The sequence below is a fragment of the Hymenobacter psychrotolerans DSM 18569 genome (assembly GCF_900142395.1).
In the GTDB taxonomy this organism is placed as follows: Bacteria; Bacteroidota; Bacteroidia; order Cytophagales; family Hymenobacteraceae; genus Hymenobacter; species Hymenobacter psychrotolerans.
This window is the reverse complement of record NZ_FRAS01000011.1, coordinates 72,542-93,484: the sequence shown is the minus strand read 5'-3', so window position 1 is coordinate 93,484 and position 20,943 is coordinate 72,542. Positions and strand designations below refer to the sequence as shown.

The 20,943-nt window shown below is 60.6% G+C and carries 18 protein-coding genes; 9 read left to right on the top strand and 9 right to left on the bottom strand.

Annotated features, from left to right (window positions below):
- The first annotated feature begins 125 nt into the window (after positions 1–125).
- A complete protein-coding gene (locus BUE15_RS11520) occupies positions 126–545 on the top strand; it encodes a nucleoside-diphosphate kinase (RefSeq protein WP_073284868.1) in 420 nt (139 codons plus the stop codon).
- Positions 546–683: 138 nt separating this feature from the next.
- Here the strand turns inward: BUE15_RS11520 and BUE15_RS11515 are convergent, their stop codons facing one another.
- The 5 genes from BUE15_RS11515 to BUE15_RS11495 all read right to left on the bottom strand — a co-directional run bounded on the left by BUE15_RS11515 (position 684) and on the right by BUE15_RS11495 (position 4,835).
- A complete protein-coding gene (locus BUE15_RS11515; RefSeq protein ID WP_073284866.1) occupies positions 684–1,973 on the bottom strand; it encodes a nucleoside permease in 1,290 nt (429 codons plus the stop codon).
- A 432-nt stretch (positions 1,974–2,405) separates the two neighbouring features.
- Positions 2,406–3,014, bottom strand: a complete 609-nt coding sequence (locus BUE15_RS11510; protein WP_073284863.1) for a superoxide dismutase — start codon at positions 3,012–3,014, stop codon at positions 2,406–2,408.
- A gap of 110 nt (positions 3,015–3,124) precedes the next feature.
- Complete coding sequence (locus tag BUE15_RS11505; protein ID WP_073284860.1) at positions 3,125–3,556, bottom strand: nucleoside deaminase; 432 nt, start codon at positions 3,554–3,556, stop codon at positions 3,125–3,127.
- A 126-nt stretch (positions 3,557–3,682) separates the two neighbouring features.
- Complete coding sequence (locus BUE15_RS11500) at positions 3,683–4,249, bottom strand: hypothetical protein (RefSeq protein ID WP_073284857.1); 567 nt, start codon at positions 4,247–4,249, stop codon at positions 3,683–3,685.
- Between the two features lie 133 nt (positions 4,250–4,382).
- Entirely contained in the window at positions 4,383–4,835 is a 453-nt protein-coding gene (locus BUE15_RS11495; RefSeq protein WP_073284854.1) for a hypothetical protein, read from the bottom strand.
- 313 nt (positions 4,836–5,148) lie between these two features.
- On the opposite strand from BUE15_RS11495, the gene aspS reads away from it, so the two are divergent.
- The 8 genes from aspS to BUE15_RS11450 all read left to right on the top strand — a co-directional run bounded on the left by aspS (position 5,149) and on the right by BUE15_RS11450 (position 15,648).
- Positions 5,149–6,912, top strand: coding sequence for an aspartate--tRNA ligase (gene aspS / locus BUE15_RS11490; protein WP_073284851.1), 1,764 nt, complete (start codon positions 5,149–5,151; stop codon positions 6,910–6,912).
- A gap of 641 nt (positions 6,913–7,553) precedes the next feature.
- Positions 7,554–7,811 (top strand): autorepressor SdpR family transcription factor, encoded by a 258-nt coding sequence (locus tag BUE15_RS11480; protein ID WP_073284845.1) that lies wholly within the window; start codon positions 7,554–7,556, stop codon positions 7,809–7,811.
- Complete coding sequence (locus BUE15_RS22630; RefSeq protein WP_073284843.1) at positions 7,808–8,164, top strand: DUF1648 domain-containing protein; 357 nt, start codon at positions 7,808–7,810, stop codon at positions 8,162–8,164. Before BUE15_RS11480 ends, BUE15_RS22630 begins: the two co-directional genes overlap by 4 nt.
- Before the next feature lie 14 nt (positions 8,165–8,178).
- The gene (locus BUE15_RS11470; protein ID WP_084548993.1) at positions 8,179–8,841 is read left to right on the top strand and encodes an SdpI family protein; all 663 of its coding nucleotides are present in this window, start codon (positions 8,179–8,181) and stop codon (positions 8,839–8,841) included.
- 148 nt (positions 8,842–8,989) lie between these two features.
- Entirely contained in the window at positions 8,990–12,067 is a 3,078-nt protein-coding gene (locus BUE15_RS11465) for a sensor histidine kinase (protein ID WP_084548992.1), read from the top strand.
- A 159-nt stretch (positions 12,068–12,226) separates the two neighbouring features.
- The gene (locus tag BUE15_RS11460; protein WP_073284834.1) at positions 12,227–12,874 is read left to right on the top strand and encodes a response regulator; all 648 of its coding nucleotides are present in this window, start codon (positions 12,227–12,229) and stop codon (positions 12,872–12,874) included.
- A gap of 501 nt (positions 12,875–13,375) precedes the next feature.
- Complete coding sequence (locus BUE15_RS11455) at positions 13,376–14,167, top strand: 3'-5' exonuclease (protein WP_139252234.1); 792 nt, start codon at positions 13,376–13,378, stop codon at positions 14,165–14,167.
- Positions 14,168–14,298: 131 nt separating this feature from the next.
- A complete protein-coding gene (locus BUE15_RS11450) occupies positions 14,299–15,648 on the top strand; it encodes an OmpA family protein (RefSeq protein ID WP_073284831.1) in 1,350 nt (449 codons plus the stop codon).
- 35 nt (positions 15,649–15,683) lie between these two features.
- Here BUE15_RS11450 and BUE15_RS11445 read toward each other — a convergent pair whose 3' ends face one another.
- From BUE15_RS11445 to BUE15_RS11430, 4 genes are all read right to left on the bottom strand, one after another.
- Positions 15,684–16,799, bottom strand: a complete 1,116-nt coding sequence (locus tag BUE15_RS11445) for a S41 family peptidase (RefSeq protein ID WP_073284828.1) — start codon at positions 16,797–16,799, stop codon at positions 15,684–15,686.
- Between the two features lie 577 nt (positions 16,800–17,376).
- Positions 17,377–18,786: an NADH-quinone oxidoreductase subunit N gene (locus tag BUE15_RS11440; protein ID WP_073284825.1), complete on the bottom strand. Its 1,410-nt coding sequence runs from the start codon at positions 18,784–18,786 to the stop codon at positions 17,377–17,379.
- 114 nt (positions 18,787–18,900) lie between these two features.
- The gene (locus BUE15_RS11435; protein ID WP_073284822.1) at positions 18,901–20,370 is read right to left on the bottom strand and encodes a complex I subunit 4 family protein; all 1,470 of its coding nucleotides are present in this window, start codon (positions 20,368–20,370) and stop codon (positions 18,901–18,903) included.
- 71 nt (positions 20,371–20,441) lie between these two features.
- Complete coding sequence (locus tag BUE15_RS11430) at positions 20,442–20,936, bottom strand: hypothetical protein (protein WP_073284820.1); 495 nt, start codon at positions 20,934–20,936, stop codon at positions 20,442–20,444.
- Between the last annotated feature and the right edge of the window lie 7 nt (positions 20,937–20,943).

The following is a 20,943-nucleotide window of genomic DNA, read 5'->3' as shown; positions in this document are numbered from 1 at the left end:
GACAGAATATCGGCGTTTCGGGCAGCTGACTTGTGCGCACCCCGAATAATCAGGCTACTTTTGCGCCCGCAAAGTTCCGGCTTTGCTCTACCTGTTCATTTCAACCCCTAACCATACCAGACAAAATGGCTACGAACCGCACGTTCACCATGATTAAGCCCGACGCCACGCAGGAAAACCACATCGGTGGCATCCTGAGCATGATTGAGGAAGGTGGCTTCCGTATTGTTTCGCTGAAAAAAGTGCTCCTGACGGCTGAGCGTGCCGGCAAGTTCTACGAAGTGCACGCCGAGCGTCCGTTCTACGGCGACTTGGTGAAGTACATGTCTTCGGGCCCCATCGTGGCGGCTATCCTGGAGAAAGACAACGCTGTAGCCGACTTCCGCACCCTGATTGGCGCTACCAACCCGGCTCAGGCCGCCGAAGGCACCATCCGGAAGAAATACGCCAAGAGCATCGAGGCTAACGCCGTACACGGCTCCGACTCCGACGAAAACGCGAAAATCGAAGGTGACTTCTTCTTCTCGGCCGACGAGCAGTTCTAGCCTTCCGCAACCAATAGTCAGCTACGCGTAGCCGATTCTGACAAAAAATCCCGCTTTGCAGGCTGCAAAGCGGGATTTTTTGTGTACTAAAAACAGACTATTTATAAACTTTTTTTATACTAACGGGCTTGCTGAGCTCTAGGCCTGCTCTACGGATAGCAGCGGCTCCTGAGCGGTTTCCTCCACTTCCTGCGGAACGTGCTTGTGCTTGAACAGAATAACGAACAGCACGGCAATGACCAGCGCGTAGCCGGCAAAGGACAGCCAGATGCCCTGCCAGTCTTTCGTGACGCCATCAGCAGCGGTGAAGTACTTCTCGATAACCACGCCGCTGACCGAGCTGCCCAGCACCGCCCCAAAGCCGTTGGTCATCATCATGAACAAGCCCTGCGCGCTGGCCCGGATAGACGAAGCAGTCTGCGTTTCCACGAACAGGGAGCCGGAGATGTTGAAGAAGTCGAAGGCCATGCCGTACACAATGCAGGATAGCACAATCAGGGAGATGCCGGGGAAATCGGGGGTGCCGAAAGCCAGCAGGCCGAAGCGCAGTACCCAGGCAATCATGCTGAACAGCATTACCTGCTTGATGCCAAAGCGCCGCAGAAAGAACGGAATAGCCAGAATGAACAGCGTTTCCGAAATCTGCGAAATGGACATGATGATGGCCGGGTACTTCACGGCAAACGTGTCCTTGTAGGCCGGCACCTTGTCGAAGTCGTGCAGGAAGGTGTCGCCGTAGGCATTGGTGAGCTGCAGCGCCGCGCCCAGCAGCAGCGCGAACAGGAAGAAGGTGAGCATCTTGGTGTCGCGCAGCAGGGCAAACGACTTCAGGCCCAGTACATCAACCAGGGAGCGGCTGGGCGTGTCTTTGGACGGTGGCGGGCATTTCGGCAGCGTAAACGAGTAGACACCCAGCAGAATAGCCGCCGCGGCCGCCACGTAGAACTGGCTGGCCGACTTCTCGAAACCCAGCAGACTTACCGTCCACATGGCCACAATAAAGCCGATAGTGCCCCACACCCGGATGGGCGGGTAGTCCTTCACCACATCGAGCCCCTCACGCTTGAGCACCGAGTACGATACGGCAATGGACAGCGCCAGCGTGGGCATGTAGAAAATCATGTTCAGCAGAATCACCCAGAAAAACATGCCGGGGTCCGTGACCATGGGAATGGTGCACAGCACGAGGCCGCCCAGGATATGCAGCGCGCCGTAGAGCTTCTCGGCATTCACCCACTTATCGGCCACGATGCCCATGAGTGAGGGCATGAAAATGGACGCAATGCCCATCGTGGAGAAGATGGCCCCAAACTGCGCGCCCGACCACTGCTTGGTCTGAAACCAGTACGCCCCGATGGTTATCAGCCATGAGCCCCAGATGAAAAACTGTAGAAAGCTCAGAATGGTGAGCCGCAACTTGGTACTCATGCAGATGTACTTGAAAGGTGGGATGAGGTGCTCTGGAAGTGTCGTATAAAAAGCGCTATGCTCATGCTGCCCTGCTCACTGCCCGGTTGTGTCGAAGAAAAGTGAATAAGAGCCTGATAAACAAATGCTAACGTTCTTTGTAAAAACAGCCGGAAGAGAGGAGGAAAAGAGCAACCCGAATGCTTGCGCAACCCGGGAATTCAAAGATAGGCAAAAACAGAAAGGCGAAAACGGAGACAATACCGGCGAAACCCGAACAGAAAGCACAGCAGCTTGCTGAGTAGGGACAGCAGCCGTTGGCCCCGCTGGGCCCCTGGCGCGTGCGTCAGGCACGGGTTGCACTGCTTAGGCCGCCAGGAAAGTGGCCGCAACGAGCATCAAAAAAGGCCGACCTGCATGCAGGTCGGCCTTTTTTGATGGGGCGGAAAAGCGCTACGCAGCCTCAGCGAAGCGACGGTTCACTTCGTCCCAGTTGATGGCGTTGTAGAAGGCCGCGATGTAGTCGGGGCGGCGGTTCTGGTACTTGAGGTAGTAGGCGTGCTCCCACACGTCGAGGCCCAGTACGGGCGTGCCCTGGCAGCCGGAGTCGGGCATCAGCGGGTTGTCCTGGTTGGGCGTCGAGCAGATTTTAACCGAGCCGTCGGTCTGCTTGCACAGCCAGGCCCAGCCGGAGCCGAAGCGCGTGGTAGCGGCTTTCGTGAACTCCTCCTTGAACTTCTCGTAGCTGCCAAACGCCTTCGTAATGGCCTCGCCTACTCCGCCCGTGGGCTCACCGCCACCGTTCGGGCCCAGAATGGTCCAGAACAGGGAGTGGTTCCAGTGGCCGCCGCCGTTGTTGCGCACCGCCGCCGGAGCCGATGCAATGTTCTGCATCAGGTCTTCGAGGCTCTTGCCTTCCATGTCGGTGCCGGCAATGGCGTTGTTGAGGTTTGTGACGTACGCCTGGTGGTGCTTGGTATGGTGGATTTCCATGGTCTGCGCATCGATGTGCGGCTCCAGGGCGTCGTAGGCGTAGGGCAGTTTGGGCAGTTCGAAAGCCATAGTAGTTGGGTTTTAGGTGAAAGGGAGAGAAAAACGGATGCGGGGCCAGCCCCGCGTCAGAGTATAACCGCCGCACCCCGGCCAGGGTTACGAGGCCGGCCAAAAGTAGCCTATTTCCGCTTCCGCGCGAAGAACTCCTGCATTATCTCGCCACACTCCGCACCCAGCACGCCCGTTACCACTTCCGCCTTCGGATGCAGTAGGTTGCCGTGGCGTCGGTAGCCAAACTTGGGCTCATCAGCGCCATATACCACGCGCCGCAACTGGGCCCAGGCCGTGGCGCCGGCGCACATCACACAGGGCTCCACGGTCACGTAGAGGGTGCAGTCGGATAGGTATTTGTTGCCGACGTGGTTGGCCGCCGCCGTCAGGGCCAGCATTTCGGCGTGGGCCGTCACGTCGCGCAGCTTCTCGGTCTGGTTGTAGGCTCGCGCAATAATCTGCCGGTCCAGCACTACCACCGCCCCAATCGGAATTTCCTCTTCCGCAAAAGCATACCGCGCCTGCTTCAGCGCCTCGCGCATATACTGCTCGTCGGACATGGTGTTGCTTGTTAATGGCTGATGGTTGGGTGGTGATTGTTAATTGTTTATAGTCAGACAAAACCAGCCTGTCAACAATCAACCATCAGCCATTAACACCTAACAATCACCCATCAGCCCATCAAACTACTTCATCACAATGCTTTGCATCACGGCTTGGGCGGTAGGCTGCCACTGGGCCTTCTCGTCGGCGGGAGCCACGAAGGTGAATACCGTAAGCTGGTCGCCGGTGATGGTGTACTGCACCATCTGGTAGCGCCGAATGGGGGCCAGGTTGCTGGCCCGGCGATTGTCGGCCACCGTCGAGACAAACTCCAGCACCACAAAGTCGCGCTTGTTGATGGTGCGGATGTCCTCGGCCAGGAATTCCACCTTCGAGTACATGTTCTGGATGCTGGCCTTGTAAATCTTCAGCAGCAGGGCGTAGTCGCGGTTGCTGAAGGTGCTGGGCTTCTGGGCCACGCTGAAATCGACGCGGCCGCTGGGGTTGCTGAACACGGCCAGCGGCTTGCGCGGCGACGGGTATTTCACCGCAATGCCGTCATCGGGCAGGGCCTGAAACCCGTCGGGCACGCCCACGCTGATACTTTTGTTAATGGCCGTTTTCTTGAGCTTGGGAGCTACGAAAGCCGCCAGACTCAGCAGCAGAACCAGCAGCGGCGCAAGGCGGAAAAAAGAGGAGGTAGTTTTCATAGTCGAGGGCAAAGGTACGAGGATGAGGCATCAGGCCCGAAGGCAACTCAGCGGGCCGCCACAGTTGCCACAAACGCAAAGCTCCGAAGCCGCAACGACTCCGGAGCCTGCAAAGGGGCCTGTACAGCAGATGCTACCGGCGCTTTTTTGTCACCGGAGCCGCCGGATATTTAATCTTCACGCTCTTCCAGTAGACGTAGTTGCCGGTTTTGGCCTCAATAAGGTAGGTGCCGGCCGGAATACGGCCCAGGTCTACCGGCTCGCCGGTGTTGGTGGCCGGGTCGAGGGCGGCTGTGTAGATGGGCTGCTTTTTGTAGTTGGTCATCACCAGCGTGCCGGGCTTGGTGAACTGCTGCGTGAAGCTGAGCATGATGGTCTGGCCGTTGGAGGCCGGAAACACGTCGATACCCGACAGGGTTTCTACCCGCTTGATGGGGCCGCTGAGGGTCACGGCCTCGGCTTCCGATTTGGTTTTTACCTCAGTGCCATCTGCCGTCTTGGCTTTGGTTTTGATTTTGGTTTGGGCCTGCGCGGCTGAAAAGGAGAGGAGCGTGGCAGCCAGAGCGAGCAGAACGGGGCGTTTCATGGAGCGTGAGGAGAGGTGGTGGCGAGGAGGAAAGTTGGTTGGTGAAATGCCTTTTGCATACTCCGTACCAATTTTTGCGCAAGCTTACGCAAAACCCCGACACGCGGCCCAAATCGTGCCTTATTCCCGTTCGGGCGGCCCGCAGTAGCGGCTCGCCGGGCGCGCTTTTTCCCTCCCTGACTGGTTTTTCCTGCCTACCTTCGTTGTTCTATACTTAGAGCGTAGAACTGAGAAATAAGAAGCAGGACGAGCCGGCCCTACCAGCCACTGCTTGCTTCTCAGTTCTGGGCTCTCACCTCTCAGCTCTACCGAAATGCTCCGGACTCATACCTGCGGCGACCTACGCCCCGAACACATTGGCCAAACCGTCACGCTCTGCGGCTGGGTGCAGCGCACCCGCGACAAAGGCGGCATTCTGTGGGTGGATCTGCGCGACCGGTACGGCATCACGCAGCTGGCCCTGGAAGAAGGCGTGGAAACGGCCGAAGTACGTGAGCAGGCCCGTCAGCTGGGCCGCGAGTTTGTGCTCAGCGTGACCGGCAAGGTGGCCGAGCGGCACTCCAAAAACGACAAAATGCCTACCGGCGGCATCGAAATCCGGGTGGAAAAGATTGATGTGCTCAATCCGGCCAAACTGCCGCCCTTCCTGATTGAAGACGAAACCGACGGCGGCGACGACCTGCGGATGAAGTACCGCTACCTGGACTTGCGCCGCTCGCCGGTGCGCCAGAACCTGATGCTGCGCCACCGCGTGGCCCAGGCCACCCGCCGCTTCCTCGACGGCCAGGAGTTTATTGAGGTCGAAACGCCGGTGCTCATCAAAAGCACGCCCGAAGGCGCCCGTGACTTTGTGGTGCCGTCCCGCATGAACCCCGGCGAGTTCTACGCCCTGCCCCAGTCGCCGCAGACGTTCAAGCAGCTGCTCATGGTATCGGGCTTCGACCGGTACTTCCAGATTGTGAAGTGCTTCCGCGACGAAGACCTGCGCGCCGACCGCCAGCCCGAATTCACGCAGATTGACTGCGAAATGTCGTTTGTAGAGCAGGAAGACATCCTGAGCACCTTCGAGGGCCTGGTGCAGTACCTGTTCCGCGAGGTGAAAGGGCTGGAAATCGGGAAATTGCCCCGCATGACCTACGCCGACGCCATGCGCTACTACGGCAACGACAAACCCGACACGCGCTTTGAAATGCGCTTTGTGGAGCTGAACGACGTGGTGAAAGGCCACAACTTCCCGGTGTTCGAAGCGGCCGGGCTGGTAGTAGGCATCTGCGCCACCGGAGCGGCCAGCTACACCCGCAAGCAGCTCGACGAGCTGACTGAATATGTGAAACGCCCCCAGATTGGTGCTACCGGCCTCGTGTATGCCCGCATGGAAGCCGATGGTCAGGTCAAGTCGTCGGTGGATAAGTTCTACGGGCAGGAGCAGCTGCAGCAGTGGAAAGCCGCCTTCAACGCCCAGCCCGGCGACTTGCTGCTGGTGCTGGCCGGCGAGCCCAACAAAACCCGCAAGGCCCTGAGCGAACTGCGCCTGGAAATGGGCCAGCGCCTCGGTCTGCGCGACAAAGACACGTTTTCGGCGCTGTGGGTAGTGGATTTTCCGCTGCTCGAATACATCGAGGAGGAAGGCCGCTACTTCGCCATGCACCACCCCTTCACCTCGCCCAAACCCGAGGACGTGGCCCTGCTCGATAACCCCGACACGATAGGGAAGGTGCGCGCCAACGCCTACGACATGGTGATAAACGGCGTGGAAGTGGGCGGTGGCTCCATCCGCATTCATGACCGCGCCGTGCAGGCCCGCATGTTCTCGCTGCTGGGTTTCTCGGATGAAGAAGCCAAAGCGCAGTTCGGCTTCCTGCTCGACGCCTTCGAGTACGGCGCCCCGCCCCACGGCGGCATTGCCTTCGGCTTCGACCGGCTCTGCAGCCTCTTCGGTGGCGCCGATTCTATCCGCGACTTTATTGCCTTCCCCAAAAACAACTCCGGCCGCGACGTCATGATTGACTCGCCTTCGGAAATATCGCCGGCCCAGCTCAAGGAATTGAGCATTGCTACGGCAGTGGTAGGAAAGTAAGAAGTGTTGTGCTAAAACAAAAACAGAAAGCGGCGCCTGATGCATCAGGCGCCGCTTTTACTTCTATTCTATGGATACTAACGCCTGGCATTTGGTGTATCACTACTCACGGAGTAATGCATACGGCAGGCTTGTGCTAGGGCTGGTGCTAATATGCGCCGGGGTTGGTATAGCGTTTACCAGGCTGCCGTATGACGCGACTTTACACACGATAGGCTGGATTGTTGGCCTGATAGGGCTGGGCTTTGTCTTGGTGCTGATGTCTGTGGTGTTTCTATCTGCTTCTGGGCCGCAACTGAAGCTCAGTCCTGAGGAGCTTTGGACGCCGACGCTAGGGAATAGGTCCTGGGCCCACGTACGTGCTACCATACAGATGCGTGGTATGCGCACTCCCTCCCCACACCTCATACTAGCAGATAGAGTTACGGAAAGGGAGCTGGAGGAAATACCGTTAGGCCAACTTGACGTCGAACTGTCGGTTCTGGAGTCCTGGTTGCATGAGTACGTCCGTGTATATGATTCGACCCTATAGCGGGTGCCAAAAAGCTAGCCAGTAGGCTGCAAAGTGATATGCACTGGTTTGATAATCATGTTGCTTTTATGAATAATAATTAGATATTTGTCTAAATGACTAACCAGTCTTGAACGCCCTCTTCAAAGCCCTCAACGACCCCACGCGCCGTGCCATTCTGGAGCTGCTGCGCGAGCAGCCGCGCACGGCCGGCGAAATAGCCGACCACTTTCAGTTCTCGAAGCCCACCATCAGCCACCACCTGGATTTACTCCGCCAGGCCGACCTCGTGAGCAGTGACAAGCAGGGCCAGTTCGTGACCTACACGCTCAACATGACCGTGATGGACGAGCTGCTGGGCTGGTTGCTGCAATTTCAAAAGTCATGAAAAATCAGCGCCTTTTAGGAGGAGTGATAGTAGTATTAATTGCAGCGTTGCCTTTGTTGTTGTGCTATTATCTCGACGACCTGCTTCCCACTCAGGTGCCTACCCACTACACCAATGGCCAAGCTGATCGATTTGCTAGCCAACAACGGCTACGGGAGGTAGCCACACTGCCTCTAGTGTTGTACTGCGTCCTGACGCTCATACCGCAAGTACACCGCACTGGATTTAACTTATGGCGTAGCCATCGTCAGCGCCAGCTTCGAGCTGTGTTGGTAACTGCTCTTAGTGTGATGCTACTGGCTGTTCTATACCGTGTAATCTCCCCTTCCTTAATAGGGATAAAGCTTGTCTGATAAACTTCACTGCCATGAAAACAAACTTTTCCCTTTGGTCTCTGCTGACGCTGCTAGCCTTGGTACTTCCCGTTTTCTATCTAGTGTATACCTGGGACGCCTTGCCCGCGCAGATTCCTACGCACTTTGATACTGCCGGAAAGGCCGACGGCTATACCGCCAAGCAGCATATGTGGCTGCTGTGCCTGGGCTTGCCGGTAGGCACCTACCTGCTGCTGGCGTTTCTGCCCCGCTTCGACCCCAAGCGGCAACTGGACGCCGGCAATTCCAATTACCAGAAACTGACGCTGGCCGTAGTCGCCTTGATGAGCGGGCTGTCCATATACAGTCTGTACGCGGCGCTGCATCCAGGCCAGCAAACCGGGCAGGGCCTGGCGGTGCTCATGGGGCTGTTTTTCGCTTTTATCGGCAACTACCTTACTACCGTGCAGCCCAATTATTTTGTGGGCTTCAAAACGCCGTGGGCCCTGGAGTTTCCGCGCATCTGGGTGCGGGTGCACCGCGTAGGCGGCCGGCTGTTCTTCGCTACGGGTGTGCTGAGTGCTGTGCTTGGTCTGCTGGGAGTGGTAGCGGCCGCCACTACAGTGCTGGTAGTGGGGGCGCTGGCAACGGCGGTTGTGGCCTACAGCTACTCGTACTGGCTGTACAAGAAGGAAATGCCGGCCACTACCAAGTAAGCAAGGGCCGAAGCAGCAACGGGCGGGAGTGAACCAGGCTGTTCAGGGTAGTGGCCTCCTACGGGCCGGTTTAGGAGGCATGCTATACAGTATAGGATTGTGTTAATGTAATTCGGTACATTCAGCCACCTGGTCTGAGTTGGCTGCTATGAAACACTCCGTTGCTTTGTGGTTTCTGCTGATGGCCCTGTCAGGGCTTGGGAGCCGGCGCAGCTGCGCACAATCCGCGGCGGAGCTACGCTTCGAAACCCTTACTAACGCTCATGGGCTAACGGAAAACAGCGTGTACAGCATCACGCAGGACGCAAAAGGCTTCCTGTGGGTTGGCACGCAGGATGGCCTGAGCCGCTACGACGGGGTCGGTTTCCGCACGTTCCGCAGCGACGCCCGCCGGCCCAGCAGTCTGGCCAGCAACTTCGTGCTGTCGTTGTGCCACGACCAGGTCGGGCAGCTATGGGTAGGCACCGCGGGTGGCCTTTCGCGCTACAACCCACGCACCGGCCGGTTCCGGACGTACCGGGCCGAACCCGGCGACTCCAGCGGCCTGACCAATAATTTTATCCGGGCGGTATACTGCGACCGGCAGGGGCGGGTGTGGGCCGGGGCCGAAGATGGCCTGCACGAAATCAGTCCGGCCGGCCGGCGCTTTCGGCTGTTTCGCCACGCCGCGAAGGTAGCCGGCAGCGTGCGGCAGAATTCGGTGCGGGCTCTGGCCCAGGACCGGGCCGGTACGCTCTGGGTCGGAACCGGTGAAGGAGCCGTCAGTCGGCTCGATACCGCGCGCCGGCTCCTCCTCACCGACCCGCGCCTGACGCCGGCCGGCGCCATCACCACACTGTGCCCCGACCGCAAAGGCGGTCTGTGGGTAGGCTCGGAAACGGGCCTGCTGCGGTATCTGCCGCCGGCCAATGGCGCTACCCGCGTATTTGTGCCCGGCGCTGCCCCCGGCCAGCTGCCGCCCGGTGCCGTACGCAGCCTGCTCGAAGATCAGCAGGGCACCATCTGGGTGGGTACCAGCGAAGGGCTGTGCCGCTACGAGCCCGCCACCGGCACCTTCAGCCGCATTGTGCATCAGCCCCGGCAGCCCCTGAGCCTACCCGATAATACAGTGCAGGCGCTGTTTCAGGGCACTTCCGGCCTGCTATGGGTGGGCACTGAAGCCGGCCTCGCCTACACCGACCCTAGTCCCCGTCCCTTCGGCAGCATACCCGTGGCGGCAGCCCCCACGCCGGTGTGGGCCGTTACGTCAGATAGTGCGGGCCGGCTCTGGATTGGTACTGAAGAGCAGGGCCTGGTGTGCTACGAGCCGGGCAGTGGGCAGCGGCGCGTGTTCCGCCACAATCCGGCGCAGCCCGGCAGCCTGGCGCAGGACTTCGTGCGGGCGCTCTGCTTCGGCAAAGACGGCCGCCTGTGGGTGGGTACCCAAAGCCAGGGCCTCGACTGCCTGCTGCCGGGCGCCACCGAGTTTGTGCACTACCGCCACCGCACCGACAAGCCCGGCAGCCTCTCCGACGACTTTATCCGCTCCCTCTACCAAGACCGCGCCGGTCGGCTCTGGGTGGGCACCGAAGGCGGGCTGAACCGCCTGGACGCCTCTGCACAGCGGTTCACTTCCTTCCGCAACAAACCGAACGATGCCGGCAGCCTGTCCAACAACTTTGTGCGCGTAACGCTGCAAGACCGCACGGGCCGCCTCTGGATTGGCACCGGCGGCGGCGGCCTTTGCTCCTTCGACCCGGCCACGGGCCGCTTCACTACGTTTCGGGCTGATGGGGGCAACCCGCGCAGCCTGAGCAGCAACTTTGTGCGGTGCCTTTTGCAGGACCAGCGCGGCACCCTCTGGGTGGGCACCGAAGGCGGAGGCTTTTGCCGGCTCGATGACCCGGCCAAGGGGCGGTTTACTGTGTTTCGGGAGTCCGAAGGCCTGCCCAACGACGTGGTATATGCCATGCAGGAAGACCAGCAGAGCAATATCTGGCTTTCCACGAACAAAGGGCTGGCCCGGTTTAACCCCCGCACCGGGCAGTTCCATACGTTTGATGAGCGCAACGGCCTGTTGCAGGACGAGTTTAATGCCGGCGCCAGCCACCGGGCTGCCGACGGGCGGCTGTACTTTGGGGGCGTCAAGGGGCTGGTGAGCTTTCTGCCGGCAGCAGTCCAGACCAACCCGGTGCCGCCGCCCGTTGTGCTGACCGGGTTCCGCCGCTTCAACCGGGCCGTAGAGCTGCCGGATACGTCCATCACGGAGCGGCGGGTGCTGCAACTGGCCCCGCAGGACTACTTCTTCTCGCTGGAATTTGCCGCGCTCAACCTTCGGCAGGCCGAGAAAAACCGCTACGCCTACATGCTGGAGGGCTTCGATAAGGGCTGGATAGAAGCCGGCCGCCGCCGCGAAGCCACCTACACCAACCTCGACCCCGGCCAGTATACGTTTCGGGTGCGGGCCAGCAACAACGACGGGGTCTGGAACCGCCAGGGTGCCGCGCTGCGCATTATTGTCACGCCGCCCTGGTACCGCACGTGGTGGTTTCGGGTGGGGCTGAGCTGGGCGGTGTTTGGGCTGCTGTTTATGGCCTACCGCGTGCGGGTACGCCAGCTGCTGGCCCTGGAGCGGGTACGCCACAGCATTGCCCGCGACCTGCACGACGACATGGGCTCCACGCTCAGCAGCATCTCCATTCTGAGCCAGATAGCGCGCAACCACCAGCGCCAGCACCGCACCGAGCAGGCCGCCGCCGTGCTCGAGCAAATCGGCGAGTCGTCGCGGCGGATGCTGGATGCCATGGACGACATCGTGTGGGCCATCAACCCCGCCCACGACTCGCTGGACGATGTGGCGGCCCGCATGCGCGCTTTTGCGTCGGAGGTGCTGGAGGCGCACGGTATCGAGTTTTCGTTTCAGGTTGCGCCGGCAGTGCAGGGCCTGAAGCTGAATATGCGCGCCCGGCGCGAGTTTTTTCTGCTGTTCAAGGAAGCTATAAACAACCTCGCTAAATACGCCCAGTGCCGCCATGCGCGCATTCAGCTCGCCTACGAGCAGGGCCTGCTCCACCTCACGGTGCAGGATGATGGTATCGGCTTCGACCCCATTCAGCCGGCCCAGGGCGGCGGCAACGGCCTGGCCAACATGCGGAGCCGGGCCGCTGCTATGGCCGGCCATCTGCTCATCGAAACCGCGCCCGGCCAGGGTACTACGCTGCACCTGAAAGTGCCCCTGAGCGACTAAGAGCAGGATGGAGCTGGTAGCCTCCGCCGCGAAAACACCAAGCTGTCAGCTGGTCTGGTTGGCTTCTGCACCAAGCTGTTTTTCACATATTTATGCAGTCGCGCCGATACGCCAGGCCACGTAACTTAGCCAGGGCATTGGCTCTAACTGTCCTTTCACATGGAAACTACTACCCGCGTCCTGATTTACGAAGACAATGCCGACCTGCGCGCCAGCCTGAGCCAGCTGCTGGCGGGGGCGCCGGGGCTGGTGATGGCCGGCGCTCTGGGCAACTGCACGCAGGCCGAAGCGGATATGGAGCGGCTGCGCCCCGATGTGGTGCTCATGGACATCGACATGCCCGGCTGCACCGGCATCGAAGGCCTGCGCCGCATCAAGGCTGTGGTGCCCGGCATCCAGGTGGTGATGCTGACCGTGTTCGAGGAAAACGACCGGGTTTTTGATGCCATTTGTGCGGGCGCCGACGGGTATCTGCTCAAGAAAACCCCGCCGGGTCGCCTCATAGAAGCTATTGGCGAAGTGCGGGCCGGCGGCGCGCCCATGACACCGGCTATTGCCCGCCAGGTGCTGCGGCTGTTTCCGAAAGTGCCCCGCCGCGCCCCCGACGAGTCGCCGGCCAACCTGAGCGCGCGCGAACAGGAAATTCTGGGGTTGCTGGTAGAAGGCTACAGCTACAAGATGATAGCCGCCGACCGGGGCATCAGCATCGATACGGTCCGCTCGCACATCAAGAAAATCTACGAGAAGCTGCACGTCCGCTCCATGACCGAGGCCGTCAGCAAAGCCCTCCGCCAGGGCCTGACGTAGCTGGAAGTTGAGTGGTGATGGTTGATTGTTAGTGTCCAGCCCGGAACCATCAACTACCACCACTCAGTCCTCACATCCTTATGTGATTGACGGAGGCGCCGGAATGTGCCACCTTCAGCCTGACCAACGGCCCCGGCGAATCTGCGTGAGCGGAGGGTATCCGGAGCCGGTTGGGTTACCCTGATGCCTGTTGCTATGCCGCACCCACGTCCGCAGCTGCTGATTTCCTTGTTGGGCCTCTGGATCCGAAAGCACCCAGCCCTGGCCTGAGTGCTTCCGGATTGAATGTGCCCCGGCCGCCGCAGTCGGAAGCTGTTCTGCTGCGGTGCTGCAACCCGTAGCGGTTTGGGCAGGCACCACCGTCGGGCGGGCGGCCGTTGCCGGCGGCTTTCCGGCGGTGGCTCGGGGCCACATGCGGGCGTAATTTCTTCTGAAACCGGTACGTCCGCAGCGGAAAAGCCTATATTCGGTGTCTGCACACCGTTTCCGCCTGTTCCGCCTATGCGCCTGCTCCGTGACCTGAAGCTCGACGAGGTATTTGTCCTTGATATCGAAACCGTGCCGTGCGTAGGCTGCCACGACGACCTGCACGACCTGCTCAAGGAGCTGTGGGAACACAAATGCCACGCGCTGCGCCGCGAAAAAGGCTGGATTTCGCACCACGACCATATTGCGCCGCTGCCCGATACCCTGCACGCGGCCACCTTGTTTGAGCAGGCTGGCATCTATGCCGAGTTTGGGCGGGTCGTGTGCATTTCCATCGGCCGCTTCCGCACGGCGCCCACCGGCGAGCTGCGCTTCAGCGTGAAGTCCTTCTATGGGCACGATGAGAAAAAGCTGCTGCAGGAGTTCAGCGAAGTCATCAGCCACCGGCCGCATTTCCGGCTGTGCGGCCACAACGGCAAAGAGTTCGACTTCCCGTATCTGTCGCGCCGCATGCTCATCAACGGCCTCGAACTGCCGCCCCACCTCGATACGGCCGGCAAAAAGCCCTGGGAAATCACGCACCTCGATACCATGGAGCTCTGGAAGTTCGGCGACCGGAAATCCTTCACTTCGCTGAGCCTGCTGGCCGCCATGTTCGGCATCCCGACGCCCAAAGACGATATCCAGGGCAAAGACGTGGCCCGCGTGTACTACGAGGAAAATGATTTGCCCCGCATTGCGCGCTACTGCCAGAAGGATATCATCACCACCGCCCGCCTGCTGCTCAAGTTCCGCGGCGACGAGCCATTCGGGGATGAAGCCGTGCAGTACGCCGACGAAGCCACCGTGCTCATGCGCCGCAGTTAGCCTCGAAGACTGAATTTGTAATAACACAGAAAAGCCTTCTGCCGCGCAGAAGGCTTTTCTGTGTTATAATTGAAATATTTGAATAAAAAACGTACCTTTTATGAGAAGTTGGAACTTAGTGCTGCAAGACCATGGAACAGAATCTGCTACAAACTGCTCGGGCAGCCTTCACGAACGAAGTGCTGACCAGCCTGGCCAAATCCGGCCAGGAAAGCGAAAATGACCTGAGCGCCGGCCTGGAGCTGCTGCTGCCGCTGGCGCTGCATACCCTCATCGGGCGCGCCGAAAAGCCGTACGGACCTGAGGTACTCTGGAAGCTGAGCCGCGAGGCCTACGGCGCCAGCGTGCTGGAAGCGCTGGCCCTGCCCGGCCAGAATGGCTGGCAGCAGCGCAGCGACAACCTCATGCGCGACCTGATCGGCGACTCCTACCAAGCCATGATTGCCGAACGGGCGGCCCAGGCAGGGATTTCGGCAGCTACGGCCAGCCAGTTGCTGAGCCTCAGTACTACGGCCCTGCTGGGAATTGCCGGCGACTATGCCCAGGAAAACAGCCTCGAACCGGCTATGCTGGCCGCCTGGCTGGTCCGCGAAAAGGACTCGGTGCGGCGGGCGCTGCTTTCGGCCCGGCAGGTGGTGCCGGCCGCCGGAGGATACGATTCACCGGCTCGCCCTTCGCTCGCTCCCCCAGACTACACTATGCTGCCGGAACCTATGCCGGAAGTGCCGGCCCGCATGCGGCCAGCGGCCGGCGAAGCCTACTTCAGCGCGCCGGCTGCTTCCGGGGCTGGCAGCGGCGGGCTGCGCTGGCAATGGGGCTTGCTGCTGCTGGTGGCAGTATTACTGGGCTATTTGTTTGGGCACGAGCGGCCGGCTTCGCGCCCGGCCGGTGCTGCCGCCGCAGTAGCCTCGCTGGCGCCGGTGGCCACTTCGGAGCTGGGCGCCAAAGCCCCGGCAACTCCCGCGCCCGGCCGCTACGATGTGGCCAGCGGCAACTACATCTACGACACCGGCCAGCCCATCATTCTGCGCCTGGGCGATGGGACTACGCAGAAAGTAGGCGCCAACTCCACCGAAAACCGGCTCTTCACCTTTCTCGCCGACCCCGCCATTGAGGTAGATTCCGTGAACCGCACCAAGGGCTGGATCAACTTTGATAGGGTGTATTTTGATCCGGGCGCTACCACGCTCACCGATGAGTCGTTTCAGCAGCTGCGCAACGTGGCCAGCATCCTCAAAACCTTCCCGGCCTCGGTGGTGAAAATCGGCGGCTACACCGACAGCACCGGCAACCCGCTCAAAAACTTCCAGCTCAGCGAGGAACGGGCCAAAACCGCCATGCTGGCCATGGCCGGTATGGGCGTCGATATGAACCGGATTCAGGCCAAAGGATACGGCGGCAAGTATTTCATCACTCCCAATACCACGCCCGAAGGCCGCGCCCTCAACCGCCGCATCAGCATCCGGGTAATCAGGAAATAGCCGGCACGAACTCCGGAAAGCCGCTCTGGAGCGGGCTATTTCCCGGCGGTTGGGGAGAGGGTGCGGGCCAGCTCCAGAGCCCGCCGCAGCACGGCATCCTGCTTCTTATCCAGGTCGGCCAGCGTATTTTCCACCTGACTATCCGGCTGCACGCCCACGTCTTCCAGTGGCTGGCCGTCGGGCATGGTATAGCGCTGGTTGGAGAGCGTCACGTCGAGGCCATTGGGCAGCTGCACGCTGTGCATATCCGAGAGCATGCCCTTGGTGGCCGTGCCAACCTGCGTCACCTGCGGCAGCTGGCTAAGAGCAATGGTGAGGTCCTCGGCGGCGCTGGCGGTCTGGTCGGAGGTGAGCAGCAGCAGCGGGCCGGTGAAGCGCGGGCCGGCCGCCGGCTCCACATAAACAGGCTGCGGCTCCGTGAACTGCTGGTCGCTGCCGGGCCGGCGCAGGGCCTTGTAGTTGGCCAGATAGCGCGTCTGAGTGAAGTGGCTGGCCAGCTCGTAGCCGCTGTGCCCGCCGCCATTGTCGCGCACGTCCAGCAGCAGCACCTGGCAGCCCGCCAGCTTTTTCAGGGCCTGCGCAAACAGCTTCTCCAGCTTGCGCCGGTCCTTGAGCTCCTGCGCCTCCGTGCCCATGGCCCCACTGATATCGGCGAAGCTGCGCGTGAGGTGCAGGTACCCGATGGCTCCGTTGCGGCTGGTATAGAGCACCTGCTTGCCCTTGAAATCGGGACCCAGACCCTGCACCGGCCCGAACCCGGCCTGCTGCAGCTGCCCGTAGGCCACGCGCCAGAACTCCGGCTGCACCGCCCGGAAGGTTTGCTTGAAGGTGTTGCGGGTACTTTCGCCCTTGTAGAGCACTGTTTCGCCCCGCGAAATGGTGATGTGTCCGTCGTGCAGCGGCTCCACCAGCTGCCGCAGCACCTGCACCAGCGTATCGTCGGGGGTGGTAGGGGTGATGCGCGGCCGGAACCTGCGGTAGGAGGCATCCCAGTCCATCTTCTTCAGCTCGAAAAACGCATAGTTGTCGCGGAATGCCTGCCAGAACTGCTCGAAGCTCTGCTCAGGCAGACTGGTCGGGGCCGGGGCCTGCGCGAAAGCCGGGAAACGGAGCAGCAGCCACAGCAGGGCCAGCGTCAGAGAGAATTTCATGGCGGCAAGTATAGCCGGAATCGGGCAGATGGGGCGCAGCAGCCTTCCATATCCTGGCGGCAGCCTCCGGCAGGCTATCAGGAGGGTAAGCTACCCCGCCGCGTGCTCTTGCCGGCTCATCGGCTGCAGTTGCCAGCATACCGCCTGCCTTTGCCGGCTCGCCACCAGGATTTGCCGGCTCGCCACCAAGGTTTGCTACGTCAGCATCTGCCTTTGCCAACTCACCGCGAGGGTTTGCCGGGTCGTCGTGTCCATTTTTGAGACATGGATAGGACTTTGGCGGGCTCCGAGCGAGGTGTATTGTATGGAAACAAGAAGCGAAAACACCTGCCACAGCCGCGTCCATATCCCGCAAGAAGCGGCCCCCGTTCCGGTCCGACGCCGCAGGCGTCCGGCCGGTCGCCGCGTGCTGACGTTGTTTGCCTGGCACCGGGCAGGCCAGCCGTTCGGGTGGCACGGGCGGCGACCGGTCGGGCGCCTGCGGCGTCGGACCGGGGCGGGGGGTAGAAAGAAAACGCCCCGGCCAGGCGGCCGGGGCGTTTCTAAGGGAGAGAGTAGGAAAAAGGGAGGCGGAATACTAGAGCACGCCGGCTACCAGGCCGGGCACTACGCCCAGCAGCACGGTGAGCAGCGCCAGCAGCAGCAGCGCACCCGCCTGGAACTTCGTGACCGGCACGGCTTCTTCGGTAGTGGCATCGGGCTCGCGCATGTACATGGCAATGATGGGACGCAGGTAGTAGTAGATGCTCACCATCGACATCACCACGGCAAACACCACGAGGCCAATGTAGCCTTTCTCAACGGCGGCCGAGAAGATGAAGAACTTGCCGAAGAAGCCACCCGTGAGCGGAATGCCGGCCAGGGAAAGCATGGAAACCAGCAGCGAGAAAGCCAGCAGCGGGTTAGTTTTGGCGAGGCCATTGAGGCCATTGTAGTCTTCGCGCTGGCGGGCATCGGCTACCAGCTTCACCACCCCGAAGGCCGCTACCGTGGCCACCGAGTACGCCAGCGAGTAGAACAGAATGCCGTTGGCGGAAGCGCCTTCCAGCTCGCCGTTGAAAGCCACCAGCGCAATGAGCAGGTAGCCGGCGTGCGACACGCTGGAGTACGCCAGCATCCGCTTGATGCTGGTCTGCGTGACGGCGCCCACGTTGCCGATGAGCAGCGTGAGTACGCACATAGCCGTGAGCGTGGGCAGCCAGATGCCCTGGGCCGAAGCCGCCGGGAAAGCCTGCACCAGCAGTTTCAGGAAGGCCGCAAAGCCGGCGGTTTTCACCACCGTGCTCATAAAGGCCGTGAAGAAAGTAGGTGTGCCCTCGTACACATCGGGCGTCCAGAAGTGGAAGGGCGCGGCCGATACTTTGAAGGCAATACCGATGAGCATGAGCAGCATCCCGATGTAAAGCATCGGCGTCAGCGACTCATTAACGGGGTTCTGCACCGCGAAACGAATGTCCTCCAGCTCCAGCGTGCCCGTGGCCCCGTACACCAGCGCCATGCCGAACAGCAGGAAGCCCGTGAAGAAGGAGCCCATCAGGAAGTACTTCAGGGCGGCTTCGTTGGAGCGCAGGTTGCGCTTGTCGGAGCCGGCCAGCACGTACATGGCTACGCTCAGAATCTCGATGCCCAGAAACAGCATGATCAGGTGGTTGTAGCTCACCAGCATGATGGCGCCCACCAGCGAAAACAGCAGCAGCGAGTAGTATTCGGCCAGGTTGGCCTCGCCGTCGAGCACGTATTTCTGGGAGAAGGGCACCAGCACCAGCGCCGTGAGCACCACAATGCCCGTGAAGGCTACCGAGAAGTTGTCCACGACCAGCATGCCGTGGAAGAACGACTGCGGACCCTGGTTCCAATCGATGAAGTTCACCGTCAGCACCAGGCCCAGAATGAGCATGGCTACCGGCAGCAGCAACCGGTTGGAGCGCCGGAAGCCCAGAAACAGGTTGCCGAGGCCAAGAACGGAAAGGAGAATGATGGAATTCATGTTCGTCTCAATGTAGCGCGAGGCCTGTGCCCCGCGTATCGTTGGAATCGTTGAACTGGCAGGGGCGGGCCGGGCCGTTCAACGATACGCGAAGCGGCTGCTTCGCGCTACAGCTTAGCGTTTTACTACCTCGTTCAGGATGTTCAGCACGCTGCCTTCCGACAGGTGCAGGAAGGTGTTCGGGAACAGGCCAATCCAGAACACCAGCACGATGAGCGGCACCAGCAGAGCCAGTTCCGCGCCGGTCAGGTCGGTGAAGGATTCCGTGAACGAAGAGTCGGGGCCGAGCATGACGCGCTGGAACATGCGCAGCAGGTACACCGCGCCCAGAATGATGGTGACGCCGGCCACCGCGCCCATCCAGGCGTTGTACTGGTACACGCCGGCCAGCAGCAGGAACTCGCCCACGAAGCCGTTGGTGAGCGGCAGCGCCACCGTGCCCAGCAGCAGCACCAGGAAGCACACCGTGAGCACAGGGGCTTTGCGGGTGAGGCCGCCCAGGTCGGCAATGTTGCGGGTGCCGGTGCGGCGCTCAATGGCGTCGGCAATGAAGAACATGCCCACCACGTTCACGCCGTGGGCCAGCATCTGAATGCTGGCACCCTGCAGACCCATCTGGGTGAGCGAGAACACGCCGGCAATCATCAAACCCACGTGCGACAGAGACGAGTAGGCAATCAGGCGCTTCACGTCCTGCTGGCGGATGGCGATGATAGCGCCGTAGATGATGCCGATGATGGCCAGAATCAGCACCAGGTTCTGCCAGTAGTCCACGCCCATCGGAACCACTGGCAGCAGCCAGCGCATGCAGCCATAGATGCCCATTTTGAGCATGATGCCCGAGAGCAGCATGGTAGCCGGGGCCGGGGCCTCGGTGTAGGTATCGGGCTGCCAGGTGTGGAAGGGGAAGATGGGCATCTTCACGGCGAAGGCCGCAAAAATCAGCCAGAACACCCACATCTGCGTTTCGGCAGGCAGGTTGAGGGCGTAAAACGAAGTCAGGGCCGAGTTGTGGGCCGAGAGGCCGTCAGCCGAGGGGCCGGTCTGGAAATACAGGTACACGAAGCCGGCCAGCATGAACAGCGAGCCGATGATGGTGTACAGGAAGAACTTGAACGTGACGCGGGCCCGGTTCACACCGCCCCACACGCCAGCCAGGAAGTAAATCGGAATCAGGGCTACTTCCCACATGAAGTAGAACAGGAAGGCATCCTGGGCCGTGAACACACCAATCAGGCCGGTTTGCATGAACAGCACCAGCGCGTAAAACACCGACTCATTCTCGAAGTTGCGGCGGAAGGCACTCAGCAGAATCACCGGCACCAGCACGGCCGTCAGCAGCACCAGCAGCAAACTCAGCCCGTCCATGCCCACCGCAAACTGAATGCCCGCCGAGGGAATCCAGTTGAGGTTGTAGGAGAATTGGCCGCTGTGGTTGGCGTTGAAGGTGAGGGCGGCATAAGCTGCCAGCGCAAATTCAACCAGGGCCGCGCCCAGCGCCGGAACCCGGGCCGCACGGCCTTTGAAGAAGTGCAGCAGCAGGGCGGCCGCCACGGGCCAGAGTAGAAGAAGGACAGTCAGCATGTAAGAGAACCGCAGATTTCAGGCACGTGCCAGAAGCAGGCCGGGCCAGGGACGAAGCAGCCGCAGCTGCTCTAATTTTTTTCGATTACGATGACCTTAGGACCATTCAGCGCCTGACGACGCTCTGAGAAAGGTGTACCGTTATTGGTGACGAACTCCGTGGCGGCCTGCTCATTCAGCGTGCCATTTGCCATAAGCTGCGCTTTAACCACCTTGCGGGCGACATCAATGGCCCGTAGATGCAATGTGGTGGGGAAAGTGGTTTCTGCCTTGGTGCCAACGCCGGTGAAGACGTACTGTAGGTACAGAACCTTACCCTGGGGGTCTGCAGCGTCAATTTCAGCCGGGTCATTGAACATCTGCTGTTTCACAACAAACAGTCGCTTGCCTTCCAAGGACTTGATATAGTAAAAGCAGTCCACATCCATGATGCCGCAGCCCTCTTGCTCAATCAGAGCATATTTCGTCCCATCTACCAAGATAGTTTCACCTTTCACCTCTACTTTCTGAGCAGATGCAAAACCAACCAGAAGAGAGAAGATGAGTGTGAAAAAGCAGTGTTTCATAGTTGAG